This is a genomic window from Nonomuraea sp. NPDC047529, from assembly GCF_040642995.1.
GTDB lineage: Bacteria > Actinomycetota > Actinomycetes > Streptosporangiales > Streptosporangiaceae > Nonomuraea.
Genome location: NZ_JBEYTJ010000036.1, coordinates 47,197 through 71,088 on the forward strand (window position 1 = coordinate 47,197; position 23,892 = coordinate 71,088).

The 23,892-nt window shown below is 73.2% G+C and carries 23 protein-coding genes; 9 read left to right on the forward strand and 14 right to left on the reverse strand.

What is annotated here, in order from left to right; genetic code table 11:
* Positions 1–6: 6 nt before the first annotated feature.
* Together ABZ815_RS40050 and ABZ815_RS40055 are read left to right on the forward strand one after the other, a co-directional pair.
* A complete protein-coding gene (locus tag ABZ815_RS40050) occupies positions 7–2,310 on the forward strand; it encodes a phosphoketolase family protein (RefSeq protein ID WP_357706500.1) in 2,304 nt (767 codons plus the stop codon).
* On the forward strand, positions 2,286–3,464 hold the full coding sequence (locus ABZ815_RS40055; RefSeq protein ID WP_357706501.1) for an acetate kinase: 1,179 nt from the start codon (positions 2,286–2,288) through the stop codon (positions 3,462–3,464). Before ABZ815_RS40050 ends, ABZ815_RS40055 begins: the two co-directional genes overlap by 25 nt.
* Positions 3,465–3,475: 11 nt before the next feature.
* On the opposite strand, the gene ABZ815_RS40060 is transcribed toward ABZ815_RS40055, so the two are convergent.
* The 3 genes from ABZ815_RS40060 to ABZ815_RS40070 form a co-directional block, all read right to left on the reverse strand.
* Complete coding sequence (locus tag ABZ815_RS40060; RefSeq protein ID WP_357706502.1) at positions 3,476–4,903, reverse strand: PAS domain S-box protein; 1,428 nt, start codon at positions 4,901–4,903, stop codon at positions 3,476–3,478.
* A gap of 40 nt (positions 4,904–4,943) precedes the next feature.
* Positions 4,944–5,381, reverse strand: a complete 438-nt coding sequence (locus ABZ815_RS40065) for an ATP-binding protein (protein WP_357706504.1) — start codon at positions 5,379–5,381, stop codon at positions 4,944–4,946.
* 93 nt (positions 5,382–5,474) lie between these two features.
* A complete protein-coding gene (locus ABZ815_RS40070) occupies positions 5,475–6,119 on the reverse strand; it encodes a response regulator transcription factor (RefSeq protein ID WP_357706505.1) in 645 nt (214 codons plus the stop codon).
* A 235-nt stretch (positions 6,120–6,354) separates the two neighbouring features.
* Here ABZ815_RS40070 and ABZ815_RS40075 point away from each other — a divergent pair, with 235 nt between their 5' ends.
* The 4 genes from ABZ815_RS40075 to ABZ815_RS40090 are packed head-to-tail and all read left to right on the forward strand — an operon-like array spanning position 6,355 to position 10,605.
* The gene (locus ABZ815_RS40075) at positions 6,355–6,837 is read left to right on the forward strand and encodes a cation:proton antiporter regulatory subunit (protein WP_352351134.1); all 483 of its coding nucleotides are present in this window, start codon (positions 6,355–6,357) and stop codon (positions 6,835–6,837) included.
* An 8-nt stretch (positions 6,838–6,845) separates the two neighbouring features.
* The gene (locus tag ABZ815_RS40080; protein ID WP_357706507.1) at positions 6,846–8,006 is read left to right on the forward strand and encodes a cation:proton antiporter; all 1,161 of its coding nucleotides are present in this window, start codon (positions 6,846–6,848) and stop codon (positions 8,004–8,006) included.
* A gap of 17 nt (positions 8,007–8,023) precedes the next feature.
* Positions 8,024–8,641, forward strand: a complete 618-nt coding sequence (locus tag ABZ815_RS40085; RefSeq protein WP_357706509.1) for a pentapeptide repeat-containing protein — start codon at positions 8,024–8,026, stop codon at positions 8,639–8,641.
* 59 nt (positions 8,642–8,700) lie between these two features.
* On the forward strand, positions 8,701–10,605 hold the full coding sequence (locus tag ABZ815_RS40090) for a hypothetical protein (protein WP_357706510.1): 1,905 nt from the start codon (positions 8,701–8,703) through the stop codon (positions 10,603–10,605).
* 66 nt (positions 10,606–10,671) lie between these two features.
* On the opposite strand, the gene ABZ815_RS40095 is transcribed toward ABZ815_RS40090, so the two are convergent.
* From ABZ815_RS40095 to ABZ815_RS40105, 3 genes are all read right to left on the reverse strand, one after another.
* A complete protein-coding gene (locus ABZ815_RS40095) occupies positions 10,672–11,664 on the reverse strand; it encodes a hypothetical protein (RefSeq protein WP_357706512.1) in 993 nt (330 codons plus the stop codon).
* Entirely contained in the window at positions 11,654–12,187 is a 534-nt protein-coding gene (locus tag ABZ815_RS40100; RefSeq protein ID WP_357706514.1) for a copper resistance CopC family protein, read from the reverse strand. The genes ABZ815_RS40095 and ABZ815_RS40100 overlap by 11 nt, the downstream gene beginning before the upstream one ends.
* Positions 12,188–12,277: 90 nt before the next feature.
* A complete protein-coding gene (locus ABZ815_RS40105; RefSeq protein WP_357706516.1) occupies positions 12,278–12,829 on the reverse strand; it encodes a hypothetical protein in 552 nt (183 codons plus the stop codon).
* A 76-nt stretch (positions 12,830–12,905) separates the two neighbouring features.
* Here ABZ815_RS40105 and ABZ815_RS40110 point away from each other — a divergent pair, with 76 nt between their 5' ends.
* Positions 12,906–13,208 (forward strand): hypothetical protein, encoded by a 303-nt coding sequence (locus ABZ815_RS40110; RefSeq protein WP_357706517.1) that lies wholly within the window; start codon positions 12,906–12,908, stop codon positions 13,206–13,208.
* Here the strand turns inward: ABZ815_RS40110 and ABZ815_RS40115 are convergent.
* The 3 genes from ABZ815_RS40115 to ABZ815_RS40125 all read right to left on the reverse strand — a co-directional run bounded on the left by ABZ815_RS40115 (position 13,175) and on the right by ABZ815_RS40125 (position 15,664).
* The gene (locus tag ABZ815_RS40115) at positions 13,175–14,140 is read right to left on the reverse strand and encodes an acyl-CoA desaturase (protein ID WP_357706616.1); all 966 of its coding nucleotides are present in this window, start codon (positions 14,138–14,140) and stop codon (positions 13,175–13,177) included. The genes ABZ815_RS40110 and ABZ815_RS40115 overlap by 34 nt on opposite strands.
* A gap of 221 nt (positions 14,141–14,361) precedes the next feature.
* Positions 14,362–14,787 (reverse strand): nucleoside deaminase, encoded by a 426-nt coding sequence (locus ABZ815_RS40120; protein WP_357706518.1) that lies wholly within the window; start codon positions 14,785–14,787, stop codon positions 14,362–14,364.
* Positions 14,774–15,664 (reverse strand): LLM class flavin-dependent oxidoreductase, encoded by an 891-nt coding sequence (locus ABZ815_RS40125; RefSeq protein WP_357706520.1) that lies wholly within the window; start codon positions 15,662–15,664, stop codon positions 14,774–14,776. Before ABZ815_RS40125 ends, ABZ815_RS40120 begins: the two co-directional genes overlap by 14 nt.
* A 94-nt stretch (positions 15,665–15,758) precedes the next feature.
* Here ABZ815_RS40125 and ABZ815_RS40130 point away from each other — a divergent pair, with 94 nt between their 5' ends.
* Complete coding sequence (locus ABZ815_RS40130; protein ID WP_357706523.1) at positions 15,759–16,217, forward strand: Lrp/AsnC family transcriptional regulator; 459 nt, start codon at positions 15,759–15,761, stop codon at positions 16,215–16,217.
* 42 nt (positions 16,218–16,259) lie between these two features.
* On the opposite strand, the gene ABZ815_RS40135 is transcribed toward ABZ815_RS40130, so the two are convergent.
* From ABZ815_RS40135 to ABZ815_RS40155, 5 genes are all read right to left on the reverse strand, one after another.
* On the reverse strand, positions 16,260–17,399 hold the full coding sequence (locus ABZ815_RS40135) for an FAD-dependent oxidoreductase (RefSeq protein ID WP_357706525.1): 1,140 nt from the start codon (positions 17,397–17,399) through the stop codon (positions 16,260–16,262).
* A gap of 25 nt (positions 17,400–17,424) precedes the next feature.
* Positions 17,425–18,993, reverse strand: a complete 1,569-nt coding sequence (locus tag ABZ815_RS40140) for an MFS transporter (protein ID WP_357706528.1) — start codon at positions 18,991–18,993, stop codon at positions 17,425–17,427.
* A gap of 83 nt (positions 18,994–19,076) precedes the next feature.
* Positions 19,077–20,480, reverse strand: a complete 1,404-nt coding sequence (locus tag ABZ815_RS40145) for an FAD-binding oxidoreductase (RefSeq protein WP_357706529.1) — start codon at positions 20,478–20,480, stop codon at positions 19,077–19,079.
* Between the two features lie 28 nt (positions 20,481–20,508).
* Positions 20,509–20,769 (reverse strand): hypothetical protein, encoded by a 261-nt coding sequence (locus ABZ815_RS40150; protein WP_357706531.1) that lies wholly within the window; start codon positions 20,767–20,769, stop codon positions 20,509–20,511.
* 72 nt (positions 20,770–20,841) lie between these two features.
* On the reverse strand, positions 20,842–21,732 hold the full coding sequence (locus ABZ815_RS40155) for a hypothetical protein (protein WP_357706533.1): 891 nt from the start codon (positions 21,730–21,732) through the stop codon (positions 20,842–20,844).
* A 268-nt stretch (positions 21,733–22,000) separates the two neighbouring features.
* Between ABZ815_RS40155 and ABZ815_RS40160 the strand changes: the two genes are divergently transcribed.
* Positions 22,001–23,704: an exo-alpha-sialidase gene (locus ABZ815_RS40160; RefSeq protein WP_357706618.1), complete on the forward strand. Its 1,704-nt coding sequence runs from the start codon at positions 22,001–22,003 to the stop codon at positions 23,702–23,704.
* Positions 23,705–23,892 lie beyond the last annotated feature (188 nt).

The following is a 23,892-nucleotide window of genomic DNA, read 5'->3' on the forward strand; positions in this document are numbered from 1 at the left end:
CAGGGCATGGACCACATAGACGCGTACTGGCGGGCGGCCAACTACCTGTCCGTCGGGCAGATCTACCTGCTGGACAATCCGCTCCTGGCCGAGCCGTTGCGTCCCGAGCACATCAAGCCGCGCCTGCTCGGCCACTGGGGCACCACCCCGGGGCTGAACTTCTGCTTCGCCCACCTCAACCGGGTGATCTCCGAGCGCGACCAGGACATGATCTACATCGCCGGGCCCGGGCACGGCGGACCGGCCGCCGTGGCGCACGCCTGGCTGGAGGGCACCTACACCGAGCGTTATCCGGACGTCTCGCAGGACGTCGAGGGCATGCGGCGGCTGTTCCGCCAGTTCTCCTTCCCCGGCGGCATCCCCAGCCACGTCGCGCCCGAGACCCCCGGCTCCATCCACGAGGGCGGCGAGCTGGGCTACTCCCTGGCCCACGCCTACGGCGCCGCGTTCGACAACCCCGGCCTGGTGGTGGCCTGCGTCATCGGCGACGGCGAGGCCGAGACCGGCCCGCTGGCCGCGAGCTGGCACTCCGGCAAGTTCCTCGACCCCCGGCACGACGGCGTCGTGCTCCCCATCCTGCACCTGAACGGCTACAAGATCGCCAACCCCACCGTACTGGCCCGCATCCCCGAGCAGGAGCTGTTCAAGCTCATGGAGGGGTACGGCTACCGCCCCCACCTCGTCGGCCCCTCGCACGAGGAGATGGCCGCCACCCTCGACACCGTCTTCGACGAGATCGCCGAGTACAAGGACGGCCAGGACCGGCGGCTGCCGATGATCGTCCTGCGGACGCCGAAGGGCTGGACCGGCCCGCGCGAGGTGGACGGCAAGCCGGTCGAGGGCACCTGGCGGGCCCACCAGGTGCCGCTGTCGGCGGTCCGGGAGAACCCGGCGCACCTGGCCATGCTGGAGGAGTGGATGCGCTCGTACCGGCCGGAGGAGTTGTTCGGCTCCGGCGGGAAGCCGGTCGAGGAGGTGCTGGCGACGGTGCCGCGGGGGCCGCTGCGGATGAGCGCCAACCCGCACGCCAACGGCGGCGAGCTGCTTCAGCCGCTGCGGCTGCCGGACTTCCGCAGGCACGCCGTCGAGGTCAAGTCACCGGCCGACCGGCTGACCGAGCCGACGCGGGTGCTCGGCGCCTTCCTGCGGGACGTGATCGCCGGGAACCCGCGCAACTTCCGGCTGATGGGCCCCGACGAGACCGCCTCCAACCGGCTGCAGGACGTGTTCGAGGTCACCGACCGGGCGTGGGAGGCCGAGCTGCTGCCCACGGACGAGAACCTGGCCCCCGGCGGCCGGGTGATGGAGGTGCTGAGCGAGCACCTGTGCCAGGGCTGGCTGGAGGGCTACCTGCTGACCGGCCGGCACGGGCTGTTCAACTGCTACGAGGCGTTCATCCACATCGTGGACGCCATGTTCAACCAGCACGCCAAGTGGCTGGAGTCGTCGCAGAAGATCTCGTGGCGGCGGCCGGTGGCGTCGCTGACGTACCTGCTGTCGTCGCACGTGTGGCGGCAGGACCACAACGGCTTCAGCCACCAGGACCCGGGCTTCCTGGACGTGGTCGTCAACAAGAAGGCGTCGGTGGTGCGGGTCTACCTGCCGCCGGACGCCAACACCCTGCTGTCGGTGGCCGACCACTGCCTGCGCTCGCGCGACTACGTCAACGTGATCGTGGCGGGCAAGCAGCCGGTGCTGGACCTGTTCACGATGGAGGAGGCGATCGCGCACAACACGCGCGGCCTGGGCATCCTGCCGTGGGCCTCCACCGACGAGGGCAGCGAGCCGGACGTGGTGCTGGGCTGCGCGGGCGACGTGCCGACGCAGGAGACGCTGGCCGCGGCGGCGCTGCTGCGCGAGCACCTGCCCGAGCTGAAGGTGCGCGTCGTGAACGTGGTGGACCTGATGCGGCTGCAACCGCGGTCGGAGCATCCGCACGGCATGCCGGACGCCGAGTTCGACACGCTGTTCACCACCGACCGGCCGATCATCTTCAACTTCCACGGCTATCCCTCGCTCATCCACCAGCTCGCCTACCGCCGGCGCGGCCACGCCAACCTGCACGTGCGCGGCTACAAGGAGGAGGGCACCACGACCACGCCGTTCGACATGGCCATGCTCAACGACATCGACCGCTACCACCTGGTCATCGACGTCATCGACCGGGTGCCGGGGCTCGGTTCCAAGGCGGCGCACCTGCGGCAGCGGATGAGCGACGCGCGGCTGCGGGCCCGCGCGTACACCAGGGAGCACGGCGAGGACCCGGCGGAGATCAGGTCGTGGACATGGCCGGCCGAATTCTCGTCCTGAACACCGGCTCCTCCTCGATCAAGTACGAGCTGGTGGACCTGGGCACCGGCGGGCGTCCGGCGCGCGGGCTGGTGGAGCGCATCGGCGAGGAGCGCGGGCGGCTGACTCACCAGGCGGGCGGCGGGCCGCCGTACGTGCGGGAGGAGCGCTTCCCGGGGCACGCCGAGGGGCTGGAGGCCATGCTGAAGGCGTTCGCGGAGGCCGGGCCCGGGCTGGATCCGGACGCGGTCGGGCACCGGGTCGTGCACGGCGGCACCCGCTTCACCGGCCCGGCGCTCGTCGACGACGACGTGATGGCCGCGATCGAGGACCTGGCGCCGCTCGCGCCGCTGCACAACCCGGTGAACCTGGCCGGGATCCGGGTGGCGCGGGCGGCCTTCCCCGGGGTGCCGCAGGTGGCGGTGTTCGACACGGCGTTCCAGCTCACGTTGCCGCCGCAGGCGTACACGTACGCGGTGCCGCGGGACTGGCGGGAGCTCGGCGTGCGCCGCTACGGCTTCCACGGCACCTCCTGCGCCTACGTCTCCCGCCGCGCCGCCGCCTTCCTCGGCCGTGACCTCGACGGCCTCGACCTCGTCGTGCTGCATCTGGGCAACGGCGCCAGCGCGACGGCGATGTCCGGCGGGCGCAGCGTGGACACCTCCATGGGGCTGACCCCGCTGGAGGGGCTGGTGATGGGCACCCGTTCCGGCGACGTGGACCCCGCGATCGCCGGCTACCTGGCGCGGGTGCGCGGCATGGGCGGCGAGGAGGTGGAACGCGCGCTCAGCCACGAGGGCGGCCTGCGCGCCCTGGCCGGGACGCTCGACATGCGCGAGGTTCGGGCCCGCGACGATGAGGAGGCCCGGCTGGCCCTGGAGGTCTACACCCGGCGCATCCGCAAGTACGTCGGCGCCTACTACGCGCTGCTCGGCCGCCTGGACGCGATCGTGTTCACCGGCGGGGTCGGCGAGCACGACGCGGCCACCCGCGCGGAGTCCCTGGCCGGGCTCGACCGGCTCGGCATCACCGTGGACCCGGAGCTGAACGCGGCAGGCCCGGACGGGGAGCGGGCGGTGTCACCGCCGGGCGCGGAGGTGGCGGTGCTGGTCATCCCCACCGACGAGGAATGGGAGATCGCCCGCCAGGCCCTGGAGGTCCTCCCCCGCTCGTGAACCTCGTGCGGTCAGGGCCGGTGGGGGACGGCGGGGACCCAGAAGTCGACCGTGGTCCCCCAGCCGGGGCGGCCGCTCAGGCTCCACCAGCCGCCCGCGATCTCGGCCCGCTCGCGCATCTCGACCAGCCCGAAGTGCCGCAGCGGACCCTCCGCGTGCGGCGGCGGCCCGGCGCCGTCGTCGGCGACCCGTACGTGCACGCCGCGGTCGAGCGAGACCAGCGAGAGCCGGATCGAGGTGGCGCGGGCGTGCTTGCGCACGTTCGTGATCGCCTCCTGGCAGATCCGGAAGATGGTGACGGCGGCCTCGGGCGGCGGGTCGGCGTCGAGGCGATGGGTGATCTCGAACGTCAGCCCGGTGCCGGCCGTCACCTGCCGCAGGTAACCGGCCAGGCCCTCGACCAGGCCCTCCTGGTCGAGGGCCGGCGGGCGCAGCTCGAAGGTCAGGTCGCGCAGGCGGGCGACGGCGGCCTCGACCGCCTCGCCGACGCCCCGGAGCTCGGCGGCCTGCTCGCGGCCGAGGCCGCCCTCCATCGCGCGCAGGCGCATGCCGACGGCGACCATGGTCTGGATCGTGTCGTCGTGCACGTCGTAGGCGATGCGCCGACGTTCCATCTCCTGGGCCCGCACCAGGTGGGCCAGCAGCATGCCGCGCTCGTCGAGGGCGCGGGCCACGTTGCGGCGCTCGGTCAGGTCGCGGGTGACCTTGCCGAACCCGCGCAGCTCGCCTCGGTCGTCGTAGAGGGCGGTGATGACCACGCTGGCCCAGAACCTGGTGCCGTCCTTGCGGACGCGCCAGCCCTCCTCCTCCCACCGGCCGTCGGCGACGGCGACCTCCAGCTCCATGGCGGGCTTGCCGGCCGCGACGTCCTCGGGCGGGTAGAAGACCGAGAAGTGGGTGCCGAGGATCTCCTCGGCGCGGTAGCCCTTGATGCGTTCGGCGCCGGCGTTCCAGCTCACGATCCGGCCCTGGTCGTCGAGCATGAAGATGGCGTAGTCGACGACGTTCTGGACCAGCAGGCGGAAGCGCTCCTCGCTGTCGCGCACCGCCTGCTCGGCCAGGCGGCGCTCGGTCAGGTCACCGGTGACCTTGCCGAACCCGCGCAGCAGGCCCCGCTCGTCGCGGAGGGCGGTGATGACCACGCGGGCCCAGAATCTGGCGCCGTCCTTGCGGATCCGCCAGCCCTCGTCGGCCACCCGGCCGACGGCCGCCGCACGGCCCAGCAGTTGCTCGGGCCTGCCGGCCGCGACGTCCTCGGGCGGGTGGAACACGGAGAAGTGCCTGCCGATGATCTCCTCGGCCCGGTAGCCCTTGATGCGTTCGGCGCCGGCGTTCCAGCTGGTCACGTGGCCGGAGGAGTCGAGAAGGCAGATCGAGTAGTCGACGACGCTTCGGACGAGCAGCTGAATGTCGTCTGACTGCCTGTCTTGACCGGGCATACTGCAGCTTCGCACGGTCCGGCGGAAGACCGGAACCCGGTCAGGCTCGGGAGTGCTCCTGGGCGGGCGCGCCGACGTGCTGCGCCATCTCGCACCACACCACCTTGCCGCCGTCCTCGCCGTCGTCGCCGTCCTCGGCGCGGGAGAAGCCCCAGCCGGTGGACAGCAGCTCGATGACGTGCAGACCCCAGCCGTTGTCCGGTCCGGGCTCGCGCGGCTCGGGCAGGCCGGCGCCGGAGTCGCGCACCTCGATCCGCACGTGGGAGGAGGTGCAGCGGATGCGTAAGGCGGGCGGGCCGTCGCCGTGGACGAGCGCGTTGGTCACCAGCTCGGAGACGGCGAGCAGGACGTCCTCGCGACGTCCGCGGTAGCCGCACTCGGCCAGCGCCTCGCGTGCTCTCTGACGCGCCGCGGTGATGCTGCCCATTTCCTCCGGCAGCCGGGTGTCCACCTGGTACGGCGCAGCGAAACTGCCCATTCTCCAACTGTCGGGCAGTACAGGGTCGATCACGAGACGCAGTGGAACCAGCGCGTCCGGTGCGGATGCGGGACGTGTACTGGTGCATCTGCGTCAGTCGAGCAGCCCTTCCCTGCGCGCGACGGCCACGGCCTCCAGCTTGGACCGGGCCCCGAGCTTCTCCAGGACGTGCTGGACGTGGTTGCGCGCGGTGTTGCGGGCCACGCCGAGCCGCGCGCCGATCTCGATCGTGCTCGCCCCTTCGGCCAGCAGCCGCAGCGTCTCGCGCTCGCGCGCGGTCAGCGCCGCGCCGGGGCTGCGCACCCGCCCGGTCAGCCGGTCGAGCACGCCGGGCAGCAGGCCGGGCGCGAACACCACACCGCCGGCGGCCACCTCGCGCACCGCCGACTCCAGCTCCTCCAGCCTGGACGACTTCACCAGCAGGCCCGCGCCGCCCGCCTCCACCACCCGGGCGGCGACGGAGGCGGTGGCCTCGCCGGTCAGCACCAGCACCCGGGCCATGGGCGCGGCGGCCCGGAACCGGCCGATGGCCTCGACGCCGTCGCCGTCGGGCAGCCGCCGGTCGAGCACCACGACGTCGGGCCGGCGGCGGGCGGTCTCGGCGAGGGCGGCGGCGACGGTGCCCGCCTGCGCCACGACCTCGATGCCCGGCGCCCGGCCGAGCGCCAGGCCGATGGCCTCGGCCACCATCGCGTGGTCCTCCACGAGCAGCAGCCGGATGGAGGCGGTGGTCGGCATCGCTTCGTCTCGCTTCTCCCGCGGCAACGTCCCCAGCAGTCTGCCACCCGCGTCCGGCCGCTGCTTCCCGTTCGCCTCCCGTTCGCGCCGCCCGTTCCCCCAGGCCGGACGGGCGGTGCGACGCCGCGCCCGTTCCCCGCCGGGCGGGGGCGGGCGGGGTTCGAGGAGGTCGGAGGGCCGGGAGCGTTGGTAGTGTTGTCCAGAAATATGCGCATTTTTTAGATGGGTGGGATAGGTGGAGGTTGAGCAGACAGCGTTGCCGGGCATCGGGCTTCGGCACGATTTCACCACCCGCGCCGGCCAGCGGGTAGGCATCGTCTCGCACCGCACCGGCCGCCGGGACCTGGTGATCTACGACAAGGACGACCCCGACCGCGCCTGTCAGACGGTCAAGCTGAACGACGAGGAGGCCGACGCCCTGGCCGAGCTCCTCGGCGCCCCCCGGATCGTGCAGCGGCTCAACCAGCTGCACCAGCAGGTCGAGGGCCTGGTCAGCGTCCAGCTCCCCATCCCGTCGGGCTCCCCCTACGCCGGGCGTACCATGGGCGAGGCGCGGGTCAGGACCCGTACCAGCGCCTCCATCGTCGCCGTCGTACGCGGCGGCCAGGTGTTCGCCAGCCCCGGCCCCGACTTCGTCTTCCGCGAGGGCGACGTCGTGGTCGTGGTGGGGAGCGCGGACAGCACCGCGGACGTCGCCGGCATCCTGGCTGACGGGTAGGACCGCGGGTGCACGAAACCGCGGTCATCTTTCTGGAATTCGGTGCTGTTCTTCTGGGTCTGGGGGTTCTGGGCGCGCTGGCGCTGCGCGTCGGCATCTCCCCGATCCCGCTCTATCTGATCGCCGGTCTGGCGTTCGGCACGGGTGGTGTGCTGCCGCTGGCCACCAGCGAGGAGTTCATCTCGGTCGGCGCGGAACTGGGCGTCGTCCTGCTGCTGCTGACGCTCGGTCTGGAGTACAACGCCGACGAACTGGTCACCAGCCTCACGAGCAACGCGCGGGCCGGGATCGTCGATCTCGTGCTCAACGCCGCCCCCGGCGCGATCTGCGCGTTGCTGCTGGGCTGGGGGCCGGTCGCGGCCGTCGCCATGGCCGGCGTCACGTACGCCACCTCCTCGGGCATCACCGCCAAGGTGCTGTCCGACCTCGGGTGGATCGGTAACAGGGAGACGCCGACGGTGTTGTCCCTGCTGGTGTTCGAGGACCTGACCATGGCGGTCTACCTGCCGGTCCTCACCACGTTGCTGGCGGGCCTGAGCCTGGTCAGCGGGGCCATCTCGGTCGGCATCGCGCTGGGCACGGTGAGCGTCGTGCTCGTCGTGGCGCTGCGGTTCGGGCGCTTCATCGAGGCGTTCGTGTCGAGCCCCAACTCCGAGGTGCTGCTGCTCAAGGTGGTCGGGCTGGCGTTGCTGGTGGCCGGGCTGGCGCAGCAGCTGCAGGTGTCGGCGGCGGTCGGCGCGTTCCTGGTCGGGATCGCGCTGTCGGGGCAGCTCGCGCACGACGCGCAGGCGCTGCTCGCGCCGCTGCGGGACCTGTTCGCGGCGGTGTTCTTCGTGTTCTTCGGGTTCCAGACCGACCCGGCGAAGATCCTGCCGGTTGCGGGGCTGGCCGCGCTGCTGGCGCTGGTCAGCATGGTGACCAAGCTCCTGACGGGCGCGTACGCGGCCAGACGGGCGGGCATCGGCAAGGCCGGTCAGGCACGGGCGGGCATCGCGCTCATCCCGCGCGGTGAGTTCAACATCGTCATCGCGGGCCTGGCGGTGGGCGCCGGCGCCCATCCCGACCTCGGGGCCCTGGCGGCCGCGTACGTGCTGATCCTGGCGGCGTTCGGTCCGCTGGCGGCCAAGCTCGTCCAGCCGCTCATCACGGCCATCGCGAGCAAGGCGTGATCCGCTAGTTTGTTCGCATGGCCGACCGCAAGCACGGGGTGCCCGCGCCCCCGATCGAGACGACGATCCACGCCGACGACTGGGACAGGACGGAGATCACCGGTGAGACCTTCCACCGGGTCCTGTTCCAGGGCGTCGACCTGACCGAGCTGGTCGACCAGGGGTCGTCGTTCGAGGAGTGCACGTTCAGGAACGTGCGGCTCAACGTCTCCACGCACGAGGACGCGCGGTTCCTCAACTGCCTCTTCAGCCGGTGCTCGCTGTTCGACGCCACGTTCAAGGGCTGCAAGCTGACCGGCAGCATGTTCGACGGCTGCACCTTCGGGCTGCTGAAGGTCGACGGCGGCGACTGGTCCTACACCGGGCTGCCCGGCGCCGACCTGCGCGGCAGCACCTTCCACGGCGTCCGGCTGCGCGAGGCCGACCTGACCGGGGCCCGGCTCGCGGGGGCCGAGCTGCGCCGGGCCGACCTGTCGGGGGCCTGGCTGCACGGCGCCGACCTCACCGGGTGCGACCTGCGCGGCAGCGATCTCGGCACGCTCGACCCGCACGCGGTCACCCTCAAGAAGGCGGTCATCGACCCCTTCCAGGCCACGGTCATCGCCGAATCCCTGGGCCTGGAGGTCCGCTCCTGACCCCAGGCCCTGATCGCGGGCGGTTCGGCCGTGGGAGCGGGGTCGGGGATGATGGCGGTGTGCCGATCGCCGATCTCAACGACGCCGAGCGGGCCGTGGCCGCCGCGCTCGCGCACGGCCGCGCGGTCGACCTGCGCGCCGGCGACCCCGCCGCCGACGACCCCGCCGCCGCCACGTCCTGGGACGCCGGGCGTACGGTCCGGGGCGAGGTGCTGGCCGGGCTGCTGCTCGGCGGGTTCGACGAGCCCGCCGCCAAGCCACGGCTGATCCTGGCGGGGGCGCGGATCACGGGCGTGCTCCAGCTGGCGTTCGCCGAGCTCGCCTTCCCCGTCACCTTCCAGGGCTGCGCCTTCGACGCCGCCCCCGACCTCTACCACGCCCGCACCCGCTTCCTCAGCTTCAGCGGCTCGCTGCTGCCCGGCCTGACCGCCTCGAACGTCCAGGTCGAGGGCAACCTGCGGCTGGCCGGCACCCGCGTCACCGGCGAGTTACGGCTGCCCGGCGGCCGGATCAGCGGCAACCTCGTGCTCAACGGCGCCCACCTGAGCCATCCGGCGGGCACGGCGTTCAACGGCGAGCACCTCGACGTGGCCGGCCACCTGCGCGCCCAGGACGGCTTCGCCTGCGACGGCACGCTCGTCCTGTCCTCCGCCCGCATCGGCGGCGCGGTCGAGCTGGACCGGGCCCGCCTGAACACGCCGGGCGGCACGGCCCTGGAGGCGTCCAACCTGATCGTCCAGGTCGGGCTGTTCGCGCGGAAGATCGAGGCCGACGGCGAGGTCAGCGTGCGCTTCGCCCGCGTGTCCGGCCCGCTGACGCTGCGCGGCTCGCACATCCGGCGGCCGGGCGGGCTCGCGCTGCGCGCCACCGGGCTCAACGCCGAGGCGGGGCTCTTCCTGGCCGGGCTGACGACCGAGGGCCAGGTGCGCCTCAACCGCTCGGTCATCGTCGGCACCCTCGGCCTGGAGGGCGCGCGGCTGAGCGCCCCCGGCGGGCTGGTGGTCGGCGCCGACGGGATCACCGTGAACGGCTCGCTGCTGGCCTGGCGGGGGCTGCGCGCCGAGGGCGAGTTCAGCCTGCTCGACGCCACGGTCACCGGCCCGGTCCACTTCGAGGGCGCGACCCTGGTCAACCCCGGTGGGGCCGCCCTGTCGGCCAACGGCCTGTCGGTGGGCAAGGTGCTCAACCTCTGCGACGGCTTCTCCGCCCACGGCCGGATCAGGCTGACCAGCGCCCAGATCGGCAGCCGCCTGTGCCTCGACGACGCCACCCTGGCGGCGCCGGGCGAGGTGGCGCTGAAGTGCTGGCGGCTGGAGGTCCGCGAGCTGGCGCTGCGCCCGGCCGCGCCGGTCGAGGGGCTGGTGGACTTACGCTACGCGCGGATCGGCGTCCTGCGGGACGACCCCGGCGGCTGGCCGCGGGCGACGCGCATGGACGGGCTGTCGTACGAGGTGCTCGACCCCATGCTGCCGGCCGCGCGGCGGCTGCGCTGGCTGCGTACCGACGCCGACGGCTACCTGCCGGGCGCCTACGAGCAGCTGGCCTCCATGTACCGGCGGCTCGGCGGCGACGCCGACGCCCGCGAGACCCTGCTGGCCGGCCAGCGGCAGCGCCGTGCGGCCCTCCCCTGGTACGCCCGCTCCTGGGGTCACCTCCAGGACGTCACCGTCGGCTACGGCTTCCGCCCCCTGCGCGCGGCGGCCTGGCTGCTCGCGCTGCTGGCCGCAGGCACGGCCGTGTTCGGGCTCGACGTGCCGCCGCCGCTGAAGGCGGGTGAGGCGCCGCCGTTCCACGCGCTGGTCTACACCCTCGACCTGCTGCTGCCGATCATCGACCTCGGCCAGGAGAAGGCCTACAACCCGCAGGGCGGCGCGCAGTGGCTGGCCTGGGGGCTCATCATGGCCGGCTGGGTGCTGGCCACGACGATCGCCGCCGGCCTGACCCGCTCGCTGCGCCGGACCTGACCCGCGCGGTCTTCCCGGACCGGCCCACGGCGGTCGGCCGCCGTCGGCACAGCGCCCTCGGGCCGGTCAGCACAGTGCCATGGCCGTCTGCCACAGGCTGGGGAGGGCGGCCAGCACGTGGTCGCCGCGGCGGCGCCGGTCGGCGAACGTCGCGGCTCCGAGGTCGGCCAGCAGCTCCTGGAAGCCCTCCTCGTACCCGGGCGGCGCGCCGGCGGCGGCGCGTTTGTCCAGGCAGCGGGCGTATGTGGCGACCAGCCAGAAGACCGCCTCCCGGTGAAGACCGGCGTCGACCAGCTCGCGGCTGCCGTCGATGGCCACCGCCCGCGCCTCCGGCGTGATGTCGGAGGTGAAACGGTAGGAGGGCGCCCGCAGCCCGGAAGTGGCGTCGAAGACCTTCTCCAGCGCCGCCAGGTGCCGCTCCACCCGCTCGACGGTCATCCGCGCGCAGCCCAGCAGGTCGAGCAGGTGCTCGTGCCAGTCGAGGCGGCCGTGCCCGGCCAGCAGGTCGCGCACGGCGGCGTACCGGCGGCGCACGGTCGGGTTGCGCAGCCCGGCGACCAGCAGGACGTGCGTGGTCACGCCGGTGCCGAACAACCAGGCAGCCACCTGCTCGGGGACGGGCGCGTTCTCGTCCATGGAGTTGATCCAGCCACGCACCCGGTCCATCGCCTGCGTGCAGCGGGCGATGATCCAGGGCCGCTCGGCGAAGTCGCGGGCCACCAGGCGCTGGATCTCGGCCAGCCGCCCGGTCGGGTCGGCCAGCACGCTGGGCAGGTGGAAGCTGCCGGCCAGGTGGTAGTCGCTCAGCACCTCGTGGGTGGTGCCGACGCGGGCGATGCCTGAGACCTCCAGCAGGACGCCCTCGTAGCGGAACTTGCCGATCGCCGGCGGCGGGTCGGCGACCACCATCACGTCCACGTCGGAGGTGGGGCCCAGCTCCGTGCCCGGGGCCGCCCACAGCGCGGACCCGGTCAGGAACGCCCCTTCGAACCCCGGCAGGCCGACGCCCTCGTCGAGCACCCACTGCCGCGCGAGCTGCCCGGCCCGCTCAACCAGCATCCACGTCCTCCCGGTCAGGGCCGCGGCGCGCACCCCTGATCAGGAGGAACGCGCCCAGCACGACGAGCACCGCCAGCCCGCCCCAGATCCAGCCGGGGACGCCCGTCGCGGCGGGCGGTTCCTCGACGGTCGAGGGCGCCGCTGCCGGTTGCGAAACTGATCCTTTCATGACGAACGGGATTTCGCCTTCGATCGGATGTCCGTCCGAGGACACGACACGCCAGGCGATCACGTACGAACCGGGCGCGGGCGGGCGGAGCACGTCGGCGAACACCTTGGGCCCGTCGAGCCGGGGCTTGCCGACCTCGACGGCCTTGCCCGCCGCGTCGTGCAGCACGACGAACGGGAACTGGACGTGGGCGTTGAACTCCAGCTCGATCTGCTCCAGCGTGGCGAGCTGGGCGTTCTTGGCCGGCGAGCTGCTCTTCAGCGCGTCGTGGGCGAGCGCCGCGGTGGACGGCAGCACCGCCAGGAGGGCGGCGCAGGCGAGCGAGGCCAGGCGGACGGGCCAGGAGGACTTCATGGAGACTCCGATGCGGACGGCCGGACCGGCGCCGGGGCGCCATCCGGGCACGGACAGGCGGGAGAACGCGTCGTGAGCGGACGCGGGACTTCAGCGGAGGCGGAGCCGCCGGGGTGGTCCTCGCCGGGTGAGCGTGCGGCAGGCGATCCTGCCCGTCGGAGTGGGGACGTCGGCGTGCGCCGGGGGACGCCGCGGCGGGATCGTCACCTCGACCGGCGCGAGCAGCAGCAGGCCGATGACCGGAGGCGGCGCGGCGTACAGGCGGATCATGAGCCACAGCGCGCGCTCGCCGCGGTGCAGCCACCACGCCGTCAGCGCCGCCACGGTGAGGTGGACCAGCGCCATGGCGGGCGCGGGATGGCCGTGCCCGGCGGCGGGGCCGGCGGCGGGCGCGAGGTGTTCGAAGAGCTGGTGCAGCACGAGCTGGGTGACCGTGGTGGCGGCCAGGACGGCCGCGGGGCCGCGCTCGCGCCCGTCGACCATGACGGCGGCGGCGAGGGCGGCCAGCACCCCCAGCGCGCAGCCCCACAGCGGGACGGCCCCGCCCCCGGCCAGCAGGTGCCCCGCCGCGGACACGAAACCGCAGACCGTCGCGAACACGACGGCCCGCGACAGGCGCAGCCAGACTGACGCGGCGGTCACAGCCGCCATCCTTACACAACCGCCACACTTCCGAAGCGGCGCGTTCGGCGCGCGCCGCAGGGGGCACCGGACTCTGATGGACTTCGCCCGAGGCGATGGGCCGGATCTGGAAGTCGTGGTCCGGCAGGAACTGACCGAGGCGGGCTTCAGCGTCGAGCCGTCCCCGATGCCGGTCGACGGCGGTCTGACCGTCTGGCTCGACCCGTCCCGGGGTGTGGTGGTCGTCTGGGGTCCGGCAGGCAGTACGACGGCCGCCCACCTGGTGAAGTACGAGACCATCCGCACCGCGGTCCTGCTCGCGCTGCGGATGGTCCTGGCCGGGGCCGGCCATGAGATCCGGGAGGATCAGGAGGGGCTGGAACTGGTGGTCACCTCCTGACGGGCGCGCAGCGGCGCTCCGACGGCGTGCAGGTGGCGCATGGCCTGGGCCCACGACTCGACGAGCCCGCACTCGACGTACTCGACGCCCAGCTCGCGGCAGTACTCGCGGACGACGGGCCGGGCGCGGCGCAGGTTGGCCGACGGCATGCCGGGGAACAGGTGGTGCTCGATCTGGTAGTTGAGCCCGCCGAGCGCGACGTTCATCAGCCGGCCGCCGCGCACGTTCCTGGAGGTCAGCACCTGGCGGCGGAGGAAGTCCAGGGAGTCCTCGGCGGTGAGCACCGGCATGCCCTTGTGGTTGGGGGCGAACGTGCACCCCAGGTAGACGCCGTAGCACGCCTGGTGCACGGCGAGGAAGACGAGCGCCTTGCCGGGCGGCAGCACCGCGAACACCCCGGCCAGGTAGGCCAGGTTGTGCGCGACCAGCAGCAGCCCCTCGGTACGGCCGCCCTTCACCCTGGGCAGCGCGCGGAAGCCGGCCACCTTCAGGTTCAGCCCCTCAAGGGTGAGCAGCGGGAAGAACAGGAACGCCTGCCAGCGGCCGATGAAACGGGGCAGCCCGCGGCTGACCTCGGCCTGCCGCCGCGACCAGATGAGGATGTCGGGCGCGACGTCGGGGTCGTGGTCCTCGTGGTTGGGGTTGGCGTGGTGGCGGGTGTGCTTGTCCATCCACCAGCCGTAGCTGAGCCCGACGGTCAGGTTGCCGACCAGCAGCCCGGCGATCCTGCTCCGGCGCCGCGACCGGAACACCTGGCCGTGCGCCAGGTCGTGGGCCAGCAGCGTGACCTGGGCGAAGGCGACGGCCAGCAGCGCCGCGACGCCGAGCTGCCACCAGGAGTCGCCGACCGTGGCGAACAGCGTCCACCCTCCGGCGAACAGGGCGGCCACCAGGCCGATCCTGATCACGTAGTAGGCGGGCCGCCGCTCCATCAGCCCCGCCTGGGCGATGCGGCGCGACAGGTGCGCGAAGTCGCTCCCCCGGGACGCGGCGCGAGGGGTTTCCACCACGGTCAAGGTTCTCTCCGATGCTGACGATGCCGGTGTGATCACTCATCAGCATCGCGGCGGCGGCGCTCCGGCGGACCCCCGCTGTCACCCTTCCTCGTGGTGGTGCAGGCCCTACCATCGGGGGCCGCCGCCGGGGCGGGCGGTCAGCGGTAGTAGCCCTCCAGCGGGGCGGTGGCCTCGGCGTACAGCGCCGGGCCGTCCTGGGGCACGTGCGGCCAGCCGGGGCCGGGTTTGAGGCCGGCGAGCTGCTCGTTCGACAGGGCGTACACCACGCGGCCGAGGCCGGAGCGTTCGATGGCGCCCGCGCACATGCCGCACGGCTGGCAGCTCGTGTACATGGTGGTGGCCGCCGCGGTGCCTGGGTCCAGCTCGCGGGCGGCCCAGCGGGCGAGCTTCAGCTCGGGGTGGGCGGAGATGTCGCGGTCGCCGAGGACCGTGTTGTGCTCCTCGGCCAGCACGTCGCCGCCGGGGCCGACCAGCAGCGAGCCGAAGGGGGCCTCGCCGCCCGCACGGGCGCGGGCGGCGAGCTCGATGGCCCGGCGCAGGAAGGTCTCGTCATCGGGTGTCATGGTCGTCCTCCTTGGACGGGTCGCGGGGGTCGCGGGGGTCGAGGTCCCAGTGGTCGGCGACGGTGGCGAGCGCGTGCCAGGCCGTCTGGGGGTGCAGCGTCTCGGCGGGGTCCCCGGCGAACGGGTCGAGCACGACGGTGTCGGCGCCGAGCAGCCGCAGCTCGTCCAGGTCGGCCAGGACCTGGTCGAGGGTGCCCTCCCCGGCGTGGCGGCGGGGGCCGGTGACCGGCTCGGCGGTCAGGCGCAGGAGGATGCGGGGGGCGAACGCGGGCGCCGGGCGTCCCAGCTCGTCCGCGGTGTCCGCCAGCCGCCCGGCGGCCTCCCGCAGCCAGGGCAGGGTGTTGCGCAGGGGGTGCCACGCCTGGCCGAGCCGTACGGCGCGGCGCAGGCCGGCCTCGCCGTTGCCGCCCACCCAGAAGGGGATCGGCCCGGCGCGGTAGTCGTCGGCGGCCGACCAGGCGGCGCGCATGGCCTGGAGGTGGTCGTCGGTCAGCCGCCCGCGCCGCTCGAACGGCACCCCGAGCGCGTCGAACTCCTGCCGCGCCCAGCCGACGCCGACGCCGAGCACCAGCCGCCCGCCGCTGAACCGGTCGAGGTTGGCCGCCATCCTGGCCATGACCAGGGGATGCCGGTACGGCACGATGAGCACCGAGGTGCCGAGCCTGATCCGCGTGGTGATCCCGGCCAGCCAGGCGAGCGTGGTGAACGGCTCGTAGAAGGGGGGCGGGTACTGCTCGGCGACGTCGGGCGTGATCGCGACGTGGTCGGAGATCATCAGCAGGTCGTAGCCGAGGGACTCGGCGGTCAGCGCCCATCGTCGCAGCGTGGCGGGGTCGGTGCCGGGCCCGAAGTTCGGTACGTTCACGCCGATTCTCATGACACCGAGGCTATCCAGGCCGTTCTGCCCGGCTGAAGGCCCTGCTCACGGCGTACGGCGGGGTTCGCCGGGGATCTGCCGGTATATTCGCCGGATGGCCGAGGATCTCGACGAGACCGACTGGGCGATCCTGGTGGAGCTCCAGCGCGAGGGCCGGGTGCCCCTGACCGAGCTGGGCCGCCGGGTCAATCTCAGCGCCTCGGCGACGACCGAGCGGGTCAGGCGGCTGGAGGCGCTGGGCGTCATCGCCGGCTACCGGGCCGAGGTCGACCTGGGCAAGGTGGGGTTCGGCGTGCTGGCCGTCGTGCGCCTGAAGTACCCCGGCAGCCGGCACGAGCCGCTGCGCCGCCTGCTGGGCGAGCGTCCGGAGATCCTTGAGTGCCTGCGCACCACGGGCGAGGACTGCTACACGCTGAAGGTCGCCGCGGGCTCGATGCCGCACCTCGAACGGGTCATCGACGAGCTGGCCCGGTTCGGCGGCACCACGACCAACATCGTCTACAGCCAGACCCTGCCCTACCGGGGCCCGGCCGCGCCGCCCGCCGGACTCTGACCCGGCGGGGGCGCGGTGACCTCCTCCGGAGGCCGGAGGGGGTCAGATCGGCTGGAGCGCGGGGGTCGTGCGCGGGGCGGCCTCGTCACCGTAGATGTGCAGGTCGGCGCGGAAGGCCCGCAGGTACGCCCGCCGGTCGTGGAACGTGGTGGCCAGGGCGTCGCCGTAGTCGATGAGCTGGCGGTGCGCCTGGCGGCGCGGCTCGTAGCGGGCCTGGAGCAGCTTGTCGAGCAGCGGCAGGTCGCCGTCGGCCGCGGAGATGACGTCGGCCAGGATCTCGGCGTCGTACAGGGTGTAGCTCATGCCCATGCCGGTCATGGGGTGGCAGGCGAAGGCGGCCGAGCCGAGCAGCGCGGCGTTGCCCCGGTGGTACGCCCCCACCCGCAACGACGAGACCTTGATCGGCTGCCAGGCGGCGGCCTGGAGGGAGCCGAAGGCGTCGGTGCTGTCGGTGACGAAGCCCTTCAGCATGTCGGGCAGGCTGGTGGCGCCCCGGCCGAAGACCTCGTCGTCCTGCTCGGGGGGCAGGCCGACGAACACCCGGGCCTGGTCCCGGTCGAGCGGGTAGAGGTAGGCCAGCCAGCCGCCGGAGCTGAAGTAGAGCCGGTTGAGCTGGGCGACGCTGGCGCTCAGCGGCACGGTGGCCACCCGCATCAGCAGCCGGTCGTACGGCATGGCGACCTGGTCGATGTCGAGCGCCCGGCGCACGGCCGACTTGGTGCCGTCGGCGCCCACGACCACGTCGGCGCGCAGCCGGCCGCCGTCGGACAGCGTCAGCAGCTCGATGCGGTCGCCGTCGCGCTCGACGTGCTCGATGGCGGCGTCGAAGACGAACTCGACGCCCTCCATCGCGCAGCAGGCGTAGATGAGCTCGACCAGCTCGCGGTAGGGGCGGATGAGGAAGCCGCCGTCGGGGAAGCGGCACTCCCTGATCGGCTCGCCGTCGTGGTAGTAGCGGATGAGGTCGCGCCGCAGGCCGTGGCGCTCGACGAGCTCGGCCAGCCCGTGGCGGGCCAGCACCCGCAGGCCGGGGGGCTTGAGGAAGTCGGCGCCCGCGCTCGGGATCGAGGGTCCCTGCTCGATGACGACGACGCGCTGTCCGCGGCGGCGCAGCAGCAGTGCGAGGAAGCAGCCGCCGAGCCCGGCGCCGACGATGGCCACGTCGCACGATGTGGTTGCCATGACGAGAGCCCTTCTTGAGGTTGAACTAGACGTGCGTGGTTCCGTAGGTCTCCGAGCTCTCGGCGGCCCGGGGCCTCGGGATGTGATCCCTGGGGGTCGTGCGGGTCTCGGCAGGCAGCAGCGCGTCGGCCTCCGCCGCGACGGTGGCGAGGGTCATGCGCAACTCCAGCAGCAGCCGGCGCGGCACCTTGATCATGTCGTCGCCCGGGTCGGTCCGCAGCCGGGTGATCTTGGTGAGGGCGATGGCCCCGATGAACACCGAGATGGCCACGCACATGGCGAGCGCGCCGGCCAGCCCGGCCAGCGGGCCGGTGAGGATGAACGGGTGGTCGATGACGAGGGACACCACGGCGATGCCGACGGCCCCGCCGACCATGCGGGCCATGGTGGCCGCGCCCACGGCGGAGGCGTACTGGCTGGGGTGGGCGGCCAGGGTGGTGGCCACGGAGGTGCCCGGCGCCAGCGCGCCGACGCCCATGCCGACCACGACGCTGGCGATCAGGCCCCACACGGTCGGCCCTGACTGGGTCAGCACGAGCACGCACGCGCCGCCGCAGAGCAGCGAGCCTGCGTAGATGAGGCCGTACGCGCCGATGTGCTTGAGCAGCTTGCCGGCCAGGTAGCTGGTCACGACGACGGCCACCGAGGTGGGCGTCAGCCACATGGCCACCTCCAGCATCGGGTAGCCCAGGTGCAGCAGGTACAGCGGCTGCACGGTGAGCAGCCCGTACGACAGGGCGCCGAAGAACCAGGTGGCCAGCCAGCCCCAGACGAACTTGCGCTGCCGCCACAGCGCCAGGTCGATGGCGGGCAGGCGGTGGTGCCTGGCCTGGGCCAGCGCGCCGCCGAGCAGCGCGAGGGCCGCGACGGCCAGCCACACGACGTCCAGGCCCCAGGCCATGGCCTTGGAGATGGCCAGCACGATCACCGCGATCCCGGCGGCCAGCAGCCACGCGCCGAGCACGTCCGGCACGCCCTTGGCCGTGGTGCGCCTGCCGGACGGCAGAGCGGCGCAGGCGATCAGCAGCGCGATGCCGATGACGACGTCGGGCACGAACAGGGCGCGCCAGTCGACGGTGGCGGCCAGCCAGCCGCCGCCGGCCTGCATGAGCAGGCAGCCTAGCCCGGAGGCCGAGCTCCACAGGGCGATCGCGCCCCGGCGCTGCGACTCGGGCAGTTCGCCGAGCAGCAGCCCCAGGCTGGCGGGGATCATCGCCGCCGCGCCCGCGCCCTGCACCGCCCGCGCGGCCAGCACGAACGACCAGGACGACGCGGCCACGGTGGCCACCCCGCCGGCCACGAACACCACCAGCCCGAACGCCAGCACCCGGCGGCGGCCGAACAGGTCGGCCCAGCGCCCGGCCGTGGCCAGCAGCGCGGCGATCGGGATGAAGGCGGCGCTGGTCAGCCAGACCAGGTCGCCGAGCGGCATGCCGGCGCCGGCGGGGGTGTAACGCAGCACGCCGACGGCCAGGGTGGTGGCCGTGGTGTCGGCCATCACGGTCAGCATCACGCCCGCGCCGACCAGCCGCAGCATGACGGCGTGACGGCGGGTCACGCCGGTTCCTCTGACGGCCACTGGTGTCTCACGCACTCGGTCCTCCTCGCAGGAAAGCCTCGGGTTCCACGCCGGCCGGCACACTCCGGTGGTGCGACCGGCGTGGTGGTGGTTCGGGGTCAGGCGCCGTAACGGCCGGGGGAGATCAGGCCGTCCGGGTCGAGAGCGGTCTTGAGCCGGTGGAGCATGCCGAGGCCGGCGGTGCTGGTCTCGGACCAGACGTCGGCGGCGGCGTGGTCGATGTCGGAGCGGTATATGGCGCAGCCGTTGCCGCGCAGCAGGTTGCCCGCTTCGTTGCGGAGCTGGTGGGCGCGGTGGGCGGCGTCGGGGTCGGCGCCGTCGAAGAAGATCTGGATGACGGCGTTGGCCATGTGCGGGCTGACCAGGTTCCACTCCACCATCAGGCCGGTGCCGTAGGTGTCGACCGCGGACTGGAGGGCGTCCATGATGCGCTCGGTCCTGGCGGCGTGCAGCGGCATCAGCGGCAGCAGCACGAGGAAGCCCATGCGGCCGGCGTCGATCTGCTCGCACGACGTGACGCCGAGCGCGTTGCGCACGCCCTGGCAGGTCGGGATGCCCTGGGCGGTGAGCGCCCTGGTGTAGAGCGGGTCGTCGGGGCCGACCGCGGCGGCGTCGAGCACGCGCAGCGTCTCGCCGCCCTCGACCTCGATGAGCGCCTTGCGCAGCATCTCCTCGGCCAGCTCGACGGCGGCGTCGGTGCCGAGCAGCGGCCCGAGGACGGTGAACTTGCCGATGTCCACACCCGCCGGCAGCAGCCAGCCGTTGTCGCGGGCGGGCGCGAGGGCGAGCTCGCGGATCCGCATGAGCCCGTCGGCGGGGTTGCCGCGGCGCAGGAACCCGGCCATCGCGCCGATCGCGGCGCCGATCTGGTCGCGCCGGATGCGCGCGTGCACGAGCCCGATCGTCTCCGGACGCGGCACCAGCGCGACGGCCATGGCGGTGACGACGCCCAGGTTGTGCTGGACGAACGCGGCCGTCAGGTCGGGCCCGGCCACCCGGCCGTGGTAGACGCCGGTGGGGTCGAGCCCGCCGGTGGTGATCACGCTGCCGTCGGCCAGCACGACCTCCAGGCCGGCCATGTCGTGGACCCGGGAGCGGAAGCAGCCGTCGCCGCGTTCGAGGGCGTTGCCGATGACGGAGGTGTCGGCGCAGGAGGCCGTCACGTTGAGCATCCAGGGGGTGTCCCGCAGCGCCTCGGCGAGCTGGGCCTGGGTCACACCGGGCTCGATGACGGCGTGGCCGGTCTCCAGGTCGAGGCCGCGGATGCGGTTCATCTGGCTGAGGTCGACGACGACGTTGTCCTCGGTGACCGGCAGCGCGGAGCCCATGCCCCAGTTCCTGCCGGTGCTGACCGGGTAGAGGCGGCTCTTGCTCACCATGGCCCGGCGGACGAGGGCGCGTACCTCGTCCAGGGTGTGCGGGGTCTCGGTGCCCGCCAGCGAACGCGGTCGGTGGGCGCCCACGTCACGCGGCCGCAGTTCCACTCGCGATAGTCCCTGCATGGCTCTCCTCGGGGGATGCGATATCACGTCAGGCGGTGTGCTGGAGGAGGTCGTCGATGGAGCCGATGGCCTGGGTGGACATCTCCCTGATCTCACGCAGCCGCTGCTCGGTGAACGCCTCGAAGGGCGCCGGCGGGACGGCCGTGGGGGCGGGGAAGTCGAGTGAGCCGCGCGGCGCGGCCTGCACGGGCACCTCGTGCGGGCCGTAGGGGTGGCGGCGGGCGCGGGTGCGTTCGGTGTCGGATGACTCGTGCCGGACGAGCGCGGGCAGATGCGGTGGGGTTCGCATGACGGGAGCTCTCCTACAGGGTTCGTACGGGTTGTGCGTGCTGCCGCCCGCCGTGGAGCGGCACCTGGGTCGTCACGTGCCCTCCTGGTGGCCGGAGCGGGGGATGACGGCCGTGGGGGTCGCCCTCGGCACGCCGTGGTTGATGACGCTCGCGGCGATCCGGCGCTCGGTCAGCCCCATGTGCGGACGGGGCACGCCGGCCGGCCGTACGGTGGCCGTGCCGCGGATGATCGAGCTGGCGTGCACCCACCGGCGGGTCTCGGCCAGCACCTCGCGCTGTGCCCTGGGCAGGTCGCCGTGGGCTGAGTAGTGCTCGCAGACGGCCCACGCGAGGGCGCGGGCCATGATCAGGTGTTCTTCGCAGGCCGTGGCCACCTTCGACTCCAGCCCGACCACCTGGGCCAGGAGGAGTTGCAGGTGGGCCAGGCCCGAGCTGCGGTCGAACCCGTCGAGCTCGGCCAGCCGGGCCGGCCAGCGCAGCCGCCGCTCGACGGCGGCGCGGGTGGCGGCGGCGACCTCGGCCGCGGTGCGGCCCCGCGGGTCCTCGCCCTCCAGTTGCACGGCCCGCTGCGCGGTGTGCTCGAAGTCGCCCAGCCGCTTCAGGCCGCTCTGCAGCAGCCGGATGCGGTTGTGCAGGCAGGCGGCGCTCCAGCCGAGCACCAGCAGCCGGTCGCTGTCGGCCTCGCAGTGCCAGCCGACGAGGCTGACCTCGCGGGCCATGCGGTGGTGCAGCACCCATGACTCGCGCGGGTCGACGTGGACGGGGGCGTCGATCCACACCTGCAGGCCGCCGGGCGGCAGCTCGCCGACGCCGACCTCGACCCCTTCGGGGGCCACCCTGGCGCAGATGCGCTGGACGACCTTCTGCTGCGCCGCCGTCTCCGGCGCCACCGGCGCCGGGTCCGCCTCCCAGACCGGCGGCACGCGCTCGGGGGCGACTCGCGCCCTGGGCTCGATGCTCATCTGAGGCCACCTCCAGACCCGAAGGTCCCTGCTACGTAAATTGCCACTTAATCCTGCAGCTCCGATCCTCGGCTCACGCCCCGTCGCTGTCAACTGACACTTAACGAATACCTATGGGAACCGCTGTTGGCAACCCTGGGACGCAGGTGAACGAAGGGACGCGAGCAAATGAACAGGGACTGAAGGGGGCAGAGATAAGGCAGAGCCCTCGCCCGTCGCGAGGCGGCCGCGCACGAGCGGCGACGACAGAGAGGAGTGCCCGGTGGCGATGCCCAGAGCCGCGCTGGTGGCGGTGTTCCTGGCCGCCGGCCTGCCCGCGGTCCACGGGGTGGCGCACGCCCCGGAGACGTTCTGCCGCCTGCCGGAGTTCACCGGCAAGTCGGTTCCGGAGGGGCCTTACCTGACCGACACTGATGTCTCACCGCGCTGGATTTATCCGTATCCGACGCCGGCCGAGCGCGAGCCGTCGTCGGAGCAGCGGCTCGACTTCGCCGGGTTCCCGAGCGTGGCGGCCCTCGACACGGTGGGCCGGGGCGGCGCGCGGGTGCGCAAGCTCCTCGTCACCTACGCCACGAACGTGGACAAGGTCGTCACCCTCTCCAGCGAGTCGGCGACCTCCGAGGACGGCGGCGTCACGTTCGGCGCGAGCAACCGGACCCCGCTGCGGGAGGCGCCGATCGAGCTGCGCGACGGCACGCTGCTCGCCCTGGAGTACTACCTGCGGCGCTCCGGGCCGGGCACCGCCAAGCTCGGCGTGCTCTCCTCCCGCTCCCCCGACAGCGAGAGCTGGGTGCGCTGGGAGGCGACGGTCTCCTCGCCGGACGCCGAGGCCGCCGGCGGCGCCGCGCACGGCCTGCCGATCCAGCTCGCCGACGGCACGATCCTGTTCACGGCCTACATCCGCCAGGGCGAGTCCGAGACCTACCAGCCGGAGGTGTTCGCCAGCGACGACGGCGGCCGCACGTTCGCCCGGCGCGGCGTGATCGCCCCTCCCCAGGCGCCCTTCGTCTACAACGAGACCGCCCTCGCCCAGACGCTCGACGGCTCCCTGCTGGCGGTGCTGCGCAGGGACGGCGAGCCCCCCTCCACGCTGCACCAGAGCCGCTCGTCCGACGGCGGCCGCACCTGGTCGCCGGTCCGGCCGCTGCGCATCGACGGCCAGGACTGCCTGGTGCGCGGCGTGGCGCCGCGGCTGCTGCTGATGCCCGACGGCGTGCTCGTGCTCAGCGCCGGGCGTCCGCACAACTGGCTGGCGGTCGCCCCCGACGGGATCGGCGAGGAGTGGCGGCAGCAGACGGTGACGTACCGCAACAGCGACGGCGTGCGGGACGTGCACGGCTCCTCCGGCTACACCGCCGTGGCCGCGATCGGCCCGCACCGGCTGATCCAGGTGTTCGACAACTGCAAGCTCCCCGGCGTGAGCCCCGACGGGCTGCTCAACGAGACGGCCTGCCCGGCTCACGGCAAGTTCGAGAACGGCGGCTGGTACGCCATCAAGCGCCGTCTGTTCACCGTCACCGCCCCCGGCCCCGACCTGATCGACCTGGCGGGCCTGTACCACCGGGGCTCGCTCACGGTGGACACCGACATGCGCTGGACCGCCGCCGGCCACCGGCGCACCGGCCCGGTGGGCGCCTTCGACGGCAGCACCGACTACTGGTCCAGCGCCGTCGCCGCCGGCCCCGGCCGGTACGTCCTGCACCTCGACCGCCAGTACGCGATCAACCGCGTCGGCATCAGCCTGCGCCCCGGGCACGCGGCCGGCGCCCGCGTGTACGTCTCCGCCGACGGCCGCACCTGGGGCGAGCCCGTCGTCACCATCGAGGACCGGACCGACTACGCCATGCGCTACCACACGGTGGCCCGCACCGGCGCGCACGTCATGATCGTCACCGAGCCGACCGACGACTGCGACGCCGAGATCGGCGACTCCTGCAGCATGCTGAACGAACTCGAACTCTACGGACGGTGACACCGGGCGGGAATTTCGCATTATCAGGCGGGCCGAAAAGCGCCACCCCCGGGAAATGTGACGCCGGATCCCGTGAAAGGGACCGGCCGTTTATCGTGGCCGGAATTTCCCTGTCGGACGGCTCGGTTACTGTGACTTGCGTTCCTCTCTGCCCGCCTTCCGGCCCGCCACGGTGACGAATGGTGACG